Annotated in this window: 11 protein-coding genes; 1 reads left to right on the top strand and 10 read right to left on the bottom strand. The window is 70.1% G+C overall.

Going from position 1 to position 13643, the window contains the following annotated elements:
* Window positions 1–31: 31 nt before the first annotated feature.
* From ASG48_RS06710 to recN, 7 genes are all read right to left on the bottom strand, one after another.
* Entirely contained in the window at window positions 32–328 is a 297-nt protein-coding gene (locus ASG48_RS06710; protein WP_055847016.1) for an AzlD domain-containing protein, read from the bottom strand.
* Window positions 321–1079, bottom strand: a complete 759-nt coding sequence (locus tag ASG48_RS06705; protein ID WP_055847013.1) for an AzlC family ABC transporter permease — start codon at window positions 1077–1079, stop codon at window positions 321–323. Before ASG48_RS06705 ends, ASG48_RS06710 begins: the two co-directional genes overlap by 8 nt.
* A complete protein-coding gene (locus ASG48_RS06700; protein ID WP_055847010.1) occupies window positions 1076–1591 on the bottom strand; it encodes a YbjN domain-containing protein in 516 nt (171 codons plus the stop codon). The genes ASG48_RS06705 and ASG48_RS06700 overlap by 4 nt, the downstream gene beginning before the upstream one ends.
* Before the next feature lie 188 nt (window positions 1592–1779).
* Window positions 1780–2628, bottom strand: coding sequence for a 3'-5' exonuclease (locus ASG48_RS06695; protein WP_055847007.1), 849 nt, complete (start codon window positions 2626–2628; stop codon window positions 1780–1782).
* Window positions 2629–2675: 47 nt separating this feature from the next.
* The gene (gene ligA, locus ASG48_RS06690; protein ID WP_156381480.1) at window positions 2676–5237 is read right to left on the bottom strand and encodes an NAD-dependent DNA ligase LigA; all 2562 of its coding nucleotides are present in this window, start codon (window positions 5235–5237) and stop codon (window positions 2676–2678) included.
* A 25-nt stretch (window positions 5238–5262) separates the two neighbouring features.
* A complete protein-coding gene (locus tag ASG48_RS06685) occupies window positions 5263–6366 on the bottom strand; it encodes an NAD(P)/FAD-dependent oxidoreductase (RefSeq protein ID WP_055847001.1) in 1104 nt (367 codons plus the stop codon).
* Window positions 6363–8039 carry a DNA repair protein RecN gene (gene recN, locus ASG48_RS06680; protein WP_055846999.1) on the bottom strand — a complete coding sequence of 559 codons (1677 nt, stop codon included), beginning with the start codon at window positions 8037–8039 and terminating at the stop codon, window positions 6363–6365. Before recN ends, ASG48_RS06685 begins: the two co-directional genes overlap by 4 nt.
* 262 nt (window positions 8040–8301) lie before the next feature.
* Here recN and ASG48_RS06675 point away from each other — a divergent pair, with 262 nt between their 5' ends.
* Complete coding sequence (locus ASG48_RS06675; RefSeq protein WP_055846996.1) at window positions 8302–8772, top strand: DUF3597 domain-containing protein; 471 nt, start codon at window positions 8302–8304, stop codon at window positions 8770–8772.
* A 180-nt stretch (window positions 8773–8952) separates the two neighbouring features.
* Here the strand turns inward: ASG48_RS06675 and ASG48_RS06670 are convergent, their stop codons facing one another.
* From ASG48_RS06670 to lpxC, 3 genes are all read right to left on the bottom strand, one after another.
* Complete coding sequence (locus tag ASG48_RS06670; protein ID WP_055846993.1) at window positions 8953–10923, bottom strand: acyltransferase family protein; 1971 nt, start codon at window positions 10921–10923, stop codon at window positions 8953–8955.
* A 387-nt stretch (window positions 10924–11310) separates the two neighbouring features.
* Window positions 11311–12141, bottom strand: coding sequence for an outer membrane protein assembly factor BamD (locus tag ASG48_RS06665; protein ID WP_082529290.1), 831 nt, complete (start codon window positions 12139–12141; stop codon window positions 11311–11313).
* A gap of 255 nt (window positions 12142–12396) precedes the next feature.
* Entirely contained in the window at window positions 12397–13335 is a 939-nt protein-coding gene (lpxC, locus tag ASG48_RS06660) for a UDP-3-O-acyl-N-acetylglucosamine deacetylase (protein ID WP_055847981.1), read from the bottom strand.
* Window positions 13336–13643 lie beyond the last annotated feature (308 nt).

Below are 13643 nucleotides of genomic sequence, written 5' to 3'. Positions count from 1 at the left end.
CGCAAGGCGGGCCTTTTTCTTGGCGCCGGTCTCAGGCCCCGTAGGCGCGGGCAAGAGCGACGACCGCCGTGCCGATGGCGACGGTGACGATCAGCGGCAGACGGAAGGAGAGGCAGAAGCACAGGAGGATCGCCCCCCGCTCCGCCCAGTCGCCGGCGACCAGCGCCGGCGTCACGATCGTGGTGATGACGGCGGCGGGCACGGCGTTCAGCGCCGCTTCCAGACGCCGGGGAATGGTTTCCAGCCGCCCGATCAGGACATGGCCGGCAAAGCGCGTGGCGTAGGTGAGGAGCCCGCCGAAGACGATCAGCGTCCAGACGTCAGACATCCATGCCCTCCGTCCTCTCGACCGTGGGTCGCGACGGCGCCGCGAGGGCGGCATAGGCGATGCCGCCGAGCGCGCCGATCGTCACGTGCCAGGGCGGGCCGAGCAGCAGATAGACCAGCGTCGAGGAGGCAAGGCTCGCCAGCGCGACCGGGTAGAACCCGCCGCGATGGCGGAATGTCATCAGGAGCGCCAGGAAATAGGCCGGCAGGATGAAGTCGATCCCGTAGGCCGCCGGGTTCTCGATGGCGCTGCCGAACACCGCGCCGACCAGCGTCGTGACGAGCCAGACCCCGTAGAGGACGAGTCCGTAGACGAAATAGTAGCGCTTGGTGATCTGCCCCCGCGCCGCACGGGATTCCGCCGCCCCGAAGGTCGGGTCGACGAGGAGGAAGAAGGCGAGCGCCTTCTGCAACCCGGAGAAGCGCGTCAGATGGCGCCCGACCGCGGCCGAATAGAGGACGTGGCGGAAGTTCAGCGCGAAGACCGTGACGAGGACCGACCAGAGCGGCACGCCGTGCGACTGCATCTCGATCGCGGCGAGCTGCGAGGCCCCGGCATAGACGCTGGCCGAGAGGCCGACGGCCTCCAGGACGCTCATGCCCGCGCCCACCGAGACCGCGCCCGCCAGGAGACCGAACGGGAAGATCGCCAGGATCACCGGCAGGACGTCGCGCATCGCGGCCGAGATCTCGGACGCGGGCTCGCTTCCGCGCTTCTCGTCCCGCGCGAAGGACGGGTCGGCCGTGCTCATTGTCCGGGGTTGAGGACGGTCGTCTCGAACTTGGCGAGGGCCACCGTCCAGCGCTCGGCGATATCGTCGACGTTGCGCGCCGTCAGCCCGCCGACGAGGGAGACGTTCAGCTCGAGCACGGGGAAGTTCTCCTCGGTGAGATAGGCCTTGTGGAACGGGTCCGACCGGTTCCAGTCGTTCACCTGCTCGAGACTGACGCCCGGCGTGTTCCAGATGGCGTAGAAGCTCGCCGAGCGGCAGTCCCGCCCCTCGCGGCAGTCGAGATAGAAGACCTGATAGCCCGTGCCGTTGAGCGTGCCGAGGATCACCGGGTCGCCGCCGTCGGTGCGCTCCACCTCCGCCGAACCGTAGCCTTCGAGGATCGCCGCCAGCGCGTCGACGTCGTTCGGCTGGATCAGCGGCGGGCGCTCGGGCGCGGGCTGCGCGGGCGCGGGCACCGTGAGCGCGATCGTCGAAAGGCAGGCGAAGGCGGCGGCCCAGCGGCCGGGACGCGAGAGGATTGCGGTGGCCATTTCGGACGATCTCGATGCACGCCGCGCCGTCCCCTGCAAGACCGGGCGGCGATGAACAGGATGGGACGGGGGCTGCGAGCCCCTCTCCCGCGCCGCGCGACGGCGGCCTTGTCCCACTATGCGACGCCACGCTGCAGCGCGCTATTGCGCAATCACCACGGCGCGCCGCAAAGCGCCCGCGCGCCTCCTCACCTCTGGCCGAGCCGGCGCGCCAGCCCCGCCACCTCGGCGGCGTTGCCCGAGAGGAGATCGTCCACCTCGCCCCTCAGAAGCCCCTTCACGTGGCGGCACTGGCGCCCGAACATCGCCCCGCGGCAGTCGCAGGAAAGGCGCAGCGCCCCGCCGGCACTGCGCGTCAGGTCGACATTGTAGGGCGTGCCGGTCGAGCCGCGCACCACGAAGCGCGTGGCGACCGTCGCCGAGAGGCCCGCCGCCTTCAGGGCCCGCGCCGCCAGCCCGCCGGCGGCCGGCACCGCGGCCCGGCCGGGCGCGTGCGAGACGAGCTTGCCGATCAGCCCGGCATGATGGGCGATGCTCGCCGTGCCCGCGGCCTTTGCCGCCGCGAGCGCGATCCGCGCGCAGGCGAGCGCGTCGTCGCCGGCATGGTGGTGGCGCAGCGTCAGGCCGAGATGGGCGGCGACGGTCGGAAGCTTGTGGTTGGCGAGCGTCGGGAAGGCGTGGCGGGCGAGCGCTACCGTGCAGGCCGAGCGGAAGGCCGGCAGCGCGAGTCCCGCCTGGCCCGCCGCCGCGCGCAGCACCCCCAGATCGAAGGCGGCGTTGTGGGCGAGAAGCAGCGCGCCCGGCAGCCGCTTGAGGACCGGCGCCATCGCCTCGACGAAATCGGGCGCGCCGGCGACGTCCCGCGCGGTGATCCCGTGGATCGCGACATTGCCCGCGTCGAATCGCGGGTTCTTCGGCCGGATCAGCGAATAGGCCTCGCCGGTCACGACCCCGTCCTCCAGGAACACGGCGCCGACCGCGCAGGCGCTGTCGCGCCCGGCATTGGCGGTCTCGAAGTCGAGCGCGATCACGGTCATCGGCGCGCCCGCCCGGCGGCGCGCGGCGGCGTTGCAGCCTTCATGTCTCAGGCCTCCCCGGCCTGGCGCAGGAACTCGTCCTCGTCGATCACCGCCACGCCGTGCCGGCGCGCCTCCTCCAGCTTGGACCCCGCGCCCGGCCCGGCCACGACGAGATCGGTCTTCTTCGACACCGAGCCCGAGACCTTGGCGCCCAGCGCCTCGGCCTTCGCCTTGGCCTCCGGCCGCGTCATCCTCTCGAGACTCCCGGTGAAGACGATCACCTTGCCGGTGAAACTCGTGCCGGTGCGCGCGCGCTCGGGCGCGCTGGTCCGCACCTCCCGCGTCAGCGCGTCGACGGCCTCCACATTTTGCGGCTCGCCGAAGAAGTGGATGAGCGAGAGCGCCGCCACCGGCCCGACATCGCCGAGCGAAGCCAGCGACTCATAGGCCGGACCCGGCCGCGCCGCCGCGGCCGCCGCCACCGCCGCGCGGATCGCGGCCGGCTCGCCGAAGGCCTCGCGAAGGGCAACGCGCTGCGGGCTCGTCAGGCGGATGCGCTCCGACTTCGTCGGGTCGAAGCCGGGATCGGCGAGTTCCTCGGGCGTCGCGCCCACCAGCTTCTCCACCGTGCCGTCGCCGATGCGCGGGATGGCGAGGAGCCGCGTCCAGGCCTCGCCCGGCTGCTCGCCGGCCGCCTCGGCCACCGCCTCGCCCAGCGCCGGCATCGTGCCGAAATGGCGCGCCAGGGCTTTCGCCGTCGTCTCGCCGATCTCGGGAATGCCGAGGGCGAAGATCAGGCGCTCGAAGGCGATCGTGCGGCGCTGCTCGATCGCCTCCATCAGATTGCGCGTCGCGGTCGTGTAGTCGTAGGCCTTGGGCTTGCCGCGCTTCTTCGGCGGCTCGCCCGCCGCGGCCAGCATCTCGTCCTCCAGTCGGATCTTCTCCTGCCGCAGGAGGCGCTGGCGCTCCTCGATCACCGTCTTCAGGTCCTCGAAGGTCAGGCGGAAGATATCCGCGGGCTGCCTGACGAGGCCGGCATCGAACAGGGCCTCGACATAGACCTCGCCGAACCCCTCGATGTCGAAGGCCTGCCGCGAGACGAAATGCTTCAGCCGCTCGCGCCCCTGCGCCGAGCAGGTGAGGCCGGCCACGCATTTGCGCACCGAATCGATGCGGCCCGTGCGCGGGTTCACCTCGCGCTCCGCCCGCGAGCCGCAGACCGGGCAGCGATGGGGAAAGGCGAAGGGCACGGCCCCGGCCGGCCGCTTCTCCGCCACCACGTCCACCACCTGCGGGATCACGTCCCCGGCCCGCTGGACGATGACCGTATCGCCGATGCGGATGTCGCGGCCGCCCCGGATGGGCGCGCCGTCGGCATCCCGCCCGGCGATATAGTCCTCGTTGTGCAGCGTCACGTTGGAGACGACGACGCCGCCGACCGTCACCGGCGTCAGCCGCGCGAGCGGGGCGAGCTTGCCGGTGCGCCCGACATTGATGTCGATCGCCTCCACGACGGTCGTCGCCTGTTCGGCGGAGAACTTGTGCGCGATCGCCCAGCGCGGCGCGCGCGAGACGAAGCCGAGCTCGGCCTGGAGGGCGAGATCGTCCACCTTGTAGACGACGCCGTCGATGTCGTAGCCGAGCCCGGCGCGCATCTCCTCGATGCGGTGATAGTGCTCGATCAGACCCTCGACGCTGTCGACGCGGCGCATCAGCGGCGCCTCGCGTCCCTCCAGGGGCACGGCGTTGGTGGAAAACCCCATCCGCCCCAGCGCCTCCACGACCTCGGTCTGCGTCCTGCCCGGGACGTCGGACACCTCGCCCCAGGCATAGGCGAAGAAGCGCAGGGGCCGCGCGCGCGTCACGGCCGGGTCCTTCTGGCGCAGCGAGCCCGCCGCCGCGTTGCGCGGGTTGGCGAACTGGCGCAGCTTCGCGCCCGAGGCCGCGGGTTCGGCGTCGGCTTCCTCGCCGCCCTCACCGTCCGCTTCCTCCCCGGACAGGGGCGCCGGCACCGCGCCGCCCGCGAGCCGCTCGTTCAGCGCGCGGAAATCGGCATGGGTCATGTAGACCTCGCCGCGCACCTCGAAGACCGCCGGGCGCACGCCCGCGAGGCGGTGGGGAATGTCGTCGATCGTCAGCGCGTTGGCGGTCACGTCCTCGCCCACCTGCCCGTCGCCGCGCGTCGCCGCCGAGACGAGGCGCCCGTCCTCGTAGCGCAGCGAGAGCGAGAGCCCGTCGATCTTGGGCTCGGCGGTGATGGCGAGCGGCGCGCCTTCTCCGAGCCCGAGAAAGCGGCGCGCGCGGCGGGCGAAATCGGCGACGTCCTCGTCGGAAAAGGCGTTGTCGAGCGAGAGCATCGGCCTTGCATGCACGACCTTGGCGAATTTCGCCGAGGGGCTGTAGCCGACCCGCACCGAGGGCGAGTCCGCCCGCACCAGATGCGGGAAGGCGCGCTCGATGGCGGCATTGCGGCGGCGCAGCGCGTCGTAGTCGGCATCCGAGATCGTCGGCGCGTCCTCTGCGTGATAGCGCTCGTCGTGCCCGGCGATCTCGGCGGCGAGAAAGGCCAGTTCCGCCGCCGCGTCCGCTTCGCCGAGTTCCTCGACCGGCCTGCCGTTGCTGCTCATGCCCATCCCCGCCTTAGACGCGCCGTCATAGCCAAGGTGCAGGCCGGAGGTCGAGGGCCAGAACCGCGCGGGCCACCCGCCGCTGCACGCCCGGCAGCGCGAGCGCGGCCGGTGCGAGCCAGCGCAGCGCCTTCAGGAGCGCCGCGTTCGGTGCGGCGAGGCGCTGCGTCGCGGCCCGCCCCCGCGCGATCGCGCGCCGCACCACGGGCAGGCGCATCGCCTCGTATTCGCTCTCGCGACCGGTGTTGAGGAGAAAGGCGAGCGTGGCGGCGTCCGCGATGCCGAGGGTCATGCCCCGCCCGCCGAAGGGCGAAGGCCCGTGGGCCGCATCCCCGCACAGGAACACGCGCCCGCGCGCCATCCGCTCGGCATGGCGAAAGGCGACCGAGACGTCCGAATGCCGGAGGATGCGGCCGAGAGCCTCCGCCCGGTCTTGGAGCCCCTGCGCGCCACCCTCCACGCCGATCAGCCGCACGCGCCTCGCGTCCAACGGGACGCTGGCGACGGCACCCTCTCCGGGCAGCAGATCGATCTCCAGCATCGAGGCATCGGCGGCCGCCGCGCGTTCCACGTCGACAAACGCGAACCGTCCGGGCGAATCCTCCCCGACGAAGGGAATCCCGAGCTCGCGCCGCAGCCAGGAACGGGCGCCGTCGCAGCCGACCACGGCGTCGACGGCAAGGACCTCGCCCGTCGAGAGAAGCGCCACCGGCCGGTGCGTGTCGCGCAGGCCGGTGATGGAAACGCCGCGCTCGACGCCGATCCCGCGCGCCGCCAGCCATTCGGCCATGGCTCGCTCCATGCGTCCCGCTTCCAGCGAAAGGAGAAACGGATACGCCGTGTCGCGCGCGGCGGCGCGAAACTCGATTCGGGCGAGCCGCCGTCCGCCGCGCGCGACACAGGCGCTAACGAGCCTGTTGCCGAGAGACGGAAGGCTCGCCGACAGCCCCGAGGCGGCCAGGATGGCGAGCGTTGCGGGAAGGATGACAAGCGGGCGCGACGGCTCGTCCGGCACCGGCCCGTCGCCGGGATCCACGATGCGCACGGCGAGCCCGCGCCGCGAGAGCTCCACCGCGACCGCAAGCCCCACCGGTCCGGCGCCGACGACGAGCACCGGCAGGCGGGTCACTGCCCGCCGGCCCCGATCAGCCGCGCGGCCGCCGCGCGCGCCTCGTCGGTCACGCTCGCGCCCGCCAGCATGCGCGCGATCTCCTCGCGCCGGCCGTCGTGGCCGATCTCCGAGACGCGGGTCGACACGCGCCCGGCGCCCGCCTCGGCCTCCGCCTTGGAGATGAGGAGATGGGTGTCGGCGCGCGCTGCCACCTGCGGGGCATGCGTCACAGACAGCACCTGCACCGTGCCGGCCAGCCGCCCGAGCCGGCGCCCGATCGCGTCGGCCACCGCGCCGCCGACGCCCGTGTCGATCTCGTCGAAGACGAGCGTCGGCGCAGAGCCGCGGTCGGCGAGCGCCACCTTCAGCGCCAGGAGGAAGCGCGAGAGCTCGCCGCCCGAGGCGACCTTCATCATCGGCCCGGCGCGCGTGCCCGGATTGGTGCGAACATGGAATTCCACGTCGTCGATGCCGGAGGCCGACGCCCGCTCCGGCGCGCTGGCGATCTCGACGATGAACTCGGCGCGTTCGAGCTTCAGATCGGGAAGTTCCGCCATCACCGCGCCTTCCAGGAGCCGCGCCGCCACCATGCGCTTCTGCGAGAGCGCCAGCGCCAGCGCGTCGAAGGCCGCGCGCTTCTCCACCACCTCGGCCTCCAGCCGCGACAGCTTCTCCTCGCCGGCATCGAGATCGGCGAGGTCGCCGACCATGCGCGCGGCCAGCGCCGGCAGGTCGTCCACCGCCACCTGATACTTGCGGCCCGCCGCACGCAGCGCGAAGAGCCGCTCCTCGGTCTCCTCCAGCGCGCGCGGGTCGAATTCGAGCGAGCGCAACGCCGCGTTCAGCATCATCTGCGCCTCGCCGAGCCCGTCGAGCGCAGCGCCCAGGCGCTCCACCGCCTCGTCGAGAAGCCCCGGCGCCTCGTGCCGCTTGCGGTCGAGCCGCTTCAAGAGCGCGGCGAGCGCCGGCACCGGGGAGGAGCGGCCCGACAGTTCCTCATGCGCGTCGCTGACATCGGTCGCGACCTTCTCCGAGCGCATCATCACCTGCCGCCGCTCGGCGAGTTCCTCCTCCTCGCCGGCGAGGGGCGCAAGGTCCGAGAGTTCCTCGACCGACGCCCGCAGATAGTCCGCCTCGCGCGCGGCGGCGCTCACCTTGGCGCGGTGGATCTTCAGCTCGTCCTCCGCCCGTCGCCAGGCGGAGAAGCCGGCGGCCACCGCGGCCGCGTCCGGCTGCAGAGCGCCATACTGGTCGAGCACCATGCGATGGGCGGCCGGATCGACGAGCGCGCGGTCGTCGTGCTGGCCGTGGATCTCCACGAGCTGCGCGCCGAGGTCGCGCATCAGCGAGACGCTGGAGGGCCGGTCGTTGACGAAGACGCGCGTGCGCCCGTCCGCCGTCTGCACGCGGCGCAGTACCACGTCGCCGTCGTCCGAGAAGCCGTTCTCGGTGAGGAGCGCGCGCGCCGGATGGGCGCCATCCACGTCGAAGACGGCGACCACCTCGCCCTGCCGGGCGCCGTGGCGCACCAGCGAGCCGTCGCCGCGCCCGCCGAGCGCCAGCGAGAGCGCGTCGAGCAGGATGGACTTGCCCGCGCCCGTCTCGCCCGTGAGCACGGACAGCCCGCCCCCGAGCGTCAGGTCGAGCCGTTCGATGAGGACGATGTCGCGGATCGAGAGATGGACGAGCATGGCCGCCTATTTACGGCGCCCCGCGCCGCTTCGCCATGGGAAATCGCCACACGCGTTGCCGAAATGTTCCGTTCTCTTCAAGCCGCATGCCGTCGCGAATGGCCGTCCTCGAGCCCGCAAGGCTCGAGCCCCGCAGGCTCGGCGCGCAGGCCGACGACCGGCCCCTCCCCGAAAGCGGTACGGAACGGCCTTTCCCATCCGCCGTTGTCATCACGAAACGTCTCACGCTTCGTTGAACACACACTCGCTAGGAATCACTCGGATGAGCATCTTCGGCAAGATCAAGGACGCGATCTTCGGCAAGCAGGCCCAGGCGGCCCCGGCTCCCGCGCCGGCCCCGCAGACCGGAACCGCGCCCTCCACCGCACCTGCCGGCACGCCCGGAACGCCACCCGTCGCCAAGCCGGCCTCGCCCAACCTCTCGCCGGCCCCGACGCCCGCCCCCGCGCCCGGCGCCGCGCCGACCCACGCCGCGGAAGTCGATGTCGAGGCGATCATGGATCGCGCCGTCAAGGACAGTGGCCAGACCCTGCATTGGCGCACCTCGATCGTGGACACGATGAAGGCGCTGCATCTCGACAGCAGCCTGTCCGAGCGCAAGGAACTCGCCGAGGAGCTCGGCTATACCGGCGACAGGAACGACAGCGCGACGATGAACGTCTGGCTCCAGAAGGCCCTGATGAAGAAGCTCGCCGAGAATGGCGGCAAGGTCCCGGCCGACCTGACGGACTGATCGGATCGGGATGCGTCCCGGCCGATCCGGAGCGCATCCCGCCCGGACCTCTCCAACGGTGGACGCCCTGCCGGCGTCGGTCGGCGGCACCGTCTGCTCGCCGGGACCGGTCCAGGCCGCCACGCTTGCGATCGGCCGGCTCGCGAGGTTCGGGCCCGACATGCCGGGCGGCTCACGACCTCATGAGCCTCCCGGGAGCAAGGGCTGGAGACGGTGCCAGAGGTCCGGTCCCAGCATCTGGGCGCCCGTTCTCGTCAGATGCGATTCGTCGCAGATCAGCAAGGTTTCTCCCACGACGGGACCGCAAGACCCGTCGCCGCTCAGCCCGCAGATGAGATCGTCCATCTGCAGGATGGCGACGCCCGCTTCGCGCACCTGCGCATCGAAGTCTTCACGAGCCGCGGGGGACAGGCCTTCTTCGCCTTCAATGTCGCCGAAGCTTTGCAAGATGTCCGATACACGCGCCGATGCCGCCTGATCCGCGGCATAGAGGATACGGCGCTGGAAGTTCGGATATTCGGGCCGCGGCGAAACCAAGACCACCCTGGCGCCGAACTTCTTCCACAGATCCAGATTCTCCGCGAAGGCGTCCAGCCGGGTCTGTCCCGTCCAGCGCTGCGCGATGACGATCGTATCGTCGGGCCTCAGGTCGAGTCTGGCGACCAACCGTTCGAAGATGCGCAGACACCGCCCCTTCATCTTCGACCAGCGTATGGTGCAGCCGGCTGCCGTGATCTGGCCGATATCCGGATTGACGCTCCGAAGAGCGACGGCCGTATCGGCCGCATGGCTGTCGCCGATCACGAAGATCCGGCCATGGGCGGCTTTCGGCCGGCATCGAAGAGCCCAATCCTTCACGAAGGTCTCGAGCGTGACGCCCGTTCCTTCGGTGAAATGGCATTGTCCCGTCCGGATCGCCTCCGACCGCTCGCGCCAGACCGTCTGCAACAGGCGCATCGCTTCGTCCTGCCGCGGGCTCAGCCGTTCCGGAAAGCCGTTCGCCGCATAGAGACTGCCCCCGATCGCCACGAAGGCGATGCTCACGAGAGCGGCACCGGCGAAGACCGCTCTCTGACTGAGAAAACGACGGTCCCGGAAAGGCCGTTCGACGAAGCGATAGGTTGCCATGGCCAGGAGAATGGCCGCCACGGCGAGCAGAATGAACAGGAACGGCGACGGCACCTGCGGGGAGGACAGGCGCGCGAAGGCGAATAGCGGCTGGTGCCAGAGGTAGAGCGAGTAGGAGATCAGCCCGCAGGCCACGAGCGGACGCAGTCCCAGGATCCGACCCGCGAACGTCGTTCGACCATGGCCGCAATAGAGAAGAGCGGCCACGCCGGCGATGGGAAGAAGCGTGGCGCTACCGGGATGGACGCCTTCCGGATCGGCGAAAAAGAGGTAGCCGAGAATGACCGCGAGGCCGATCGCGGTCGCAGCTTCGTGGGCGCGCCGAGAGGGGCTCGGGCCGTCGGTCGTGGCACGTCCGTCGAGAAGGGCGGCGATGATCGACCCCAGCAACAGCTCCCAGGCGCGCGTGGGCAGAAGGTAGAAACTTTGCGTCGGCGCCAGTAGAGATGCCGAATGGGCGAATGCCAGCGAAAGCAAGGCCCCCCCGATCAGCGCCGCCAGCATCCAGCGCCGGCCGAGCCTCCAGGTCAGAAGGATCACGAAGGGCAGGACGATGTAGAACTGCTCCTCGAGCGACAAACTCCATGTGTGGACGATCGGATTTTCTTCCGCCGCTGGCGAGAAGTAGTTCGTCGTCAGCATCAGCCAGATGTTCGAGCCGTAAAGGACCGTGGATACCAGGGCGCCACCGTAGAGGCGGAGCTGCACCGGCGGCATCAGAGCGATGGCCAGCGGCACGGTGACCGCCAGCATCAGGAAGAGCGCCGGCAGGATCCGACGAATGCGTCGCTCGTAGAACGCGGCCAGCGAGAGCCGATCCTCGCGCCGCTCCCGGATGAGAATGGCCGTCAGCAGATAGCCCGAGATGACGAAGAAGAAGTCGACGCCGAGAAAACCGCCCGGAAGCCAGTCCGGATTGGCATGAAATGTCAGCACCGCGAGTACCGAGATGGCGCGCAGGCCTTCGATATCGCGCCTGATGAAGGTTCGATCGGCCTCGACGGCCTTGGATGTCTGAAGCATTCGGGGCCTTGCCGTAGAGTCTTACGGGCAACGCCGACCTTTGCTTCGAACAAAACAAAGACGCCCTTAGTTCTTATTCAGAACCATAAGCACAGCTACCCTTACAACACCGGCCATTTTAAACGCTAGATCCCGCAGGGTCATCACCTGATTGGGTGAGGCGCCGCGGTTCGAAAGCCATTTTCGGCTGCAACGACAGGACACGACCGGTTTCTGCCGTATAGGAATACGAAGGGCGCCATACGTCCGGCCAGACGTAGGCGCCCCGAGGTGGCTTGGTGATGATGGAGGTCTTGCAGGCGGGAACCGATCGAGCGGCGCCCGGCCTCTGCACCGCCTCCGCGCCGGGTCGGTCGGTGACCGACGCAGGGCGGTGAAGCGTGCCTGTCAGGCGCCGGTGATGCGCCTTGTCGCCGAGGCGAACCAGGAGTCGCCGCCCCCTGCGCGCGGGGCGAGGCCCTTGGACTGGAGCAGCTGGTAGCTGTCCCGGTACCAGGGCGAATCGGGATAGTTCTGCCCGAGAACGGAAGCCGACGCCTGCGCCTCGTTGACGAGGCCCATCGCGTAATAGGCTTCCGTCAGGCGGGCGAGCGCCTCTTCGACCTGGCGCGATTCCGGGTAGACGTCGACGACGTTCTTGAAGCGGTTCACGGCCGCCACGTATTCGCGGCGCTCCAGATAGTAGCGCCCGACCTGCATCTCCTTGCCGGCGAGCTGGTCGCGGGCGATGCGCAGCTTGGTGCGCGCGTCCTCGGCATATTCGGAATCGGGATAGCGCTCGATCACCTCGCGCATCGCCGCGGCCGCGCGGCCCGCTTCCTTCTGGTCGCGCGTCACGTCCGGGATCTGGCGATAGTAGGCGAGGCCGATGATGTACTGCGCGTAGGGCGCTTCCTCGGAGCCGGGATAGAGCGTGAGATAGCGCTGCGCCGAGTTCACCGCGTCGTCGTACTGGCCGCCGCGATAGCTGGCGAAGGCGCGCATCACCAGCGCCTTGCGCGCCCATTCCGAATAGGGGTGCTGGCGGTCGATCGCCTCGAACTTCTTGGCGGCCTCGCCGAGCCGTCCGCCCTCGAGGTTGGCGAGGCCCTGGTTGTAGAGAACGTCCGGCCGCTCGGTCTGCGCGGCGAGCGCCAGCGCGTCCACATCGCTCTCGCCGGACGTGGCGCAGCCCGTGAGCGGCCCCGCGACGACCAGTCCCGCCAGAAGGGCGAACATCGCGGCACGACGTCCGGAGCCCGCTTCGCGACCGCTCGATCCGTTCGCAAACGTCAGTGCATCCGTCATGTCTGTCGACCCCCATCGAAGGCCTGAGGTTCTAAGCCCGGCCTCTGCATTCGGCAACGCTGAAGCGCGAGCAACCCGCCTTTTTTGTGGCCCCTGCCCCCGCCTGCATCCGCGCGATCGTCGCGCCCCCTGCCCTGCGGAAGGGAACCGCGGCCACCCCTCCCGAGGGCTCAGGCGACGCGGCGTTCAGAGCGTCTGCGGACCGAAGGCGGGCGCGGCGACGGCGACGAGCGGTGCGTGACGGATCGCGTCGACGCGGCGGGCCGGCATCTCCACCAGCTCGTAGGCGCTCTCGTCGGCGAACAGCGCCTGCAGCGCCAGCGCGTTGAGGCGATGGCCGCCCTTGTAGGAGCGGTAGCAGCCGAGGATGCGCCCCCCCGCGAGCGCCTGGTCGCCGACGGCGTCCAGCGCCTTGTGGCGCACGAACTCGTCGGCATAGCGCAGGCCGTCCGGGTTGATGATGCGGCCGTCGTCGCCGATCACCACGGAATTCTCCAGCGAGGAGCCGAGCGCGTAGCCGGCGGCCCACAGGCGCTCCACGTCTTTCATGAAGCCGAAGGTGCGCGCCTGCGACAGGTCGCGGGCGAAGCGCTCGGCGGTCAGGTCGGCGCGGTAGATCTGGCGGCCGATGGCCGGCGTGTCGAAATCGATCTCGACCTCGAAGCGCGTGCCGTCGTGCGGGCGGTACTCGGCGCGCGCGCCGTTCAGCTCGACCGAGACGGTCTTGAGGACCCGGACGTAGCGGCGCTTGGCGCCCTGCGCCACGATGCCGGCCTTGCCGAGCGCCGCGACGAAGAGGGCGGCGCAGCCGTCCATGATGGGCGTCTCGAAGGCGTCGATCTCGACCAGCACGTTGTCGACGCCCATCGCGTAGAGCGCGGCCATCAGGTGCTCGATCGTGGAGACATGCGCGCCCATCGGATCGCCGATCACGGTGGCGAGGTCCATCAGGACCGAGTTGGACGAGATGGCGCGGATTTCGTGGAGGCGACCGGCGGAATCGGAAAGGCGGAAGACGATGCCGGTATGGACCGCGGCGGGAACGAGATCGAGATGCACCGGCAGGCCGCTATGGACGCCAACGCCGGAAAACTCGATCCGCGATCCGATGGTCTGCTGAAACATCGACACTTCTGGCACCTTTCCCGCCAGCCCGTGGCGTCGCGGCCGGCCCTTACGGGCTGCCGCCTCTCTGTTCTGGAAAGGATTCTGGTGACGCAGGGCGACCTCCTCCCCAGGATGGCCGCGCCTCCGGAAATCCCGAAAACTCGTATCTTTTCCTAGAGCGCAGCCCTGCGGCAGCCAAATCACAGTTTATGACCCGTTGTTACCACCGACGCGGTTAAGCCTTCGTAAAACGCAGCAATGACAGGGCCTTAAACGAAAGGGTCCGCCGTGCTGAGCACGGCGGACCCTGTGTCAAACTTGCAACT

Origin of the sequence: Aurantimonas sp. Leaf443 (assembly GCF_001425575.1) — a bacterium.
Taxonomy (GTDB): domain Bacteria; phylum Pseudomonadota; class Alphaproteobacteria; order Rhizobiales; family Rhizobiaceae; genus Leaf443.
The sequence above is the reverse complement of the archived record's forward strand: the minus strand, read 5'-3'. Positions and strand labels throughout refer to the sequence as shown.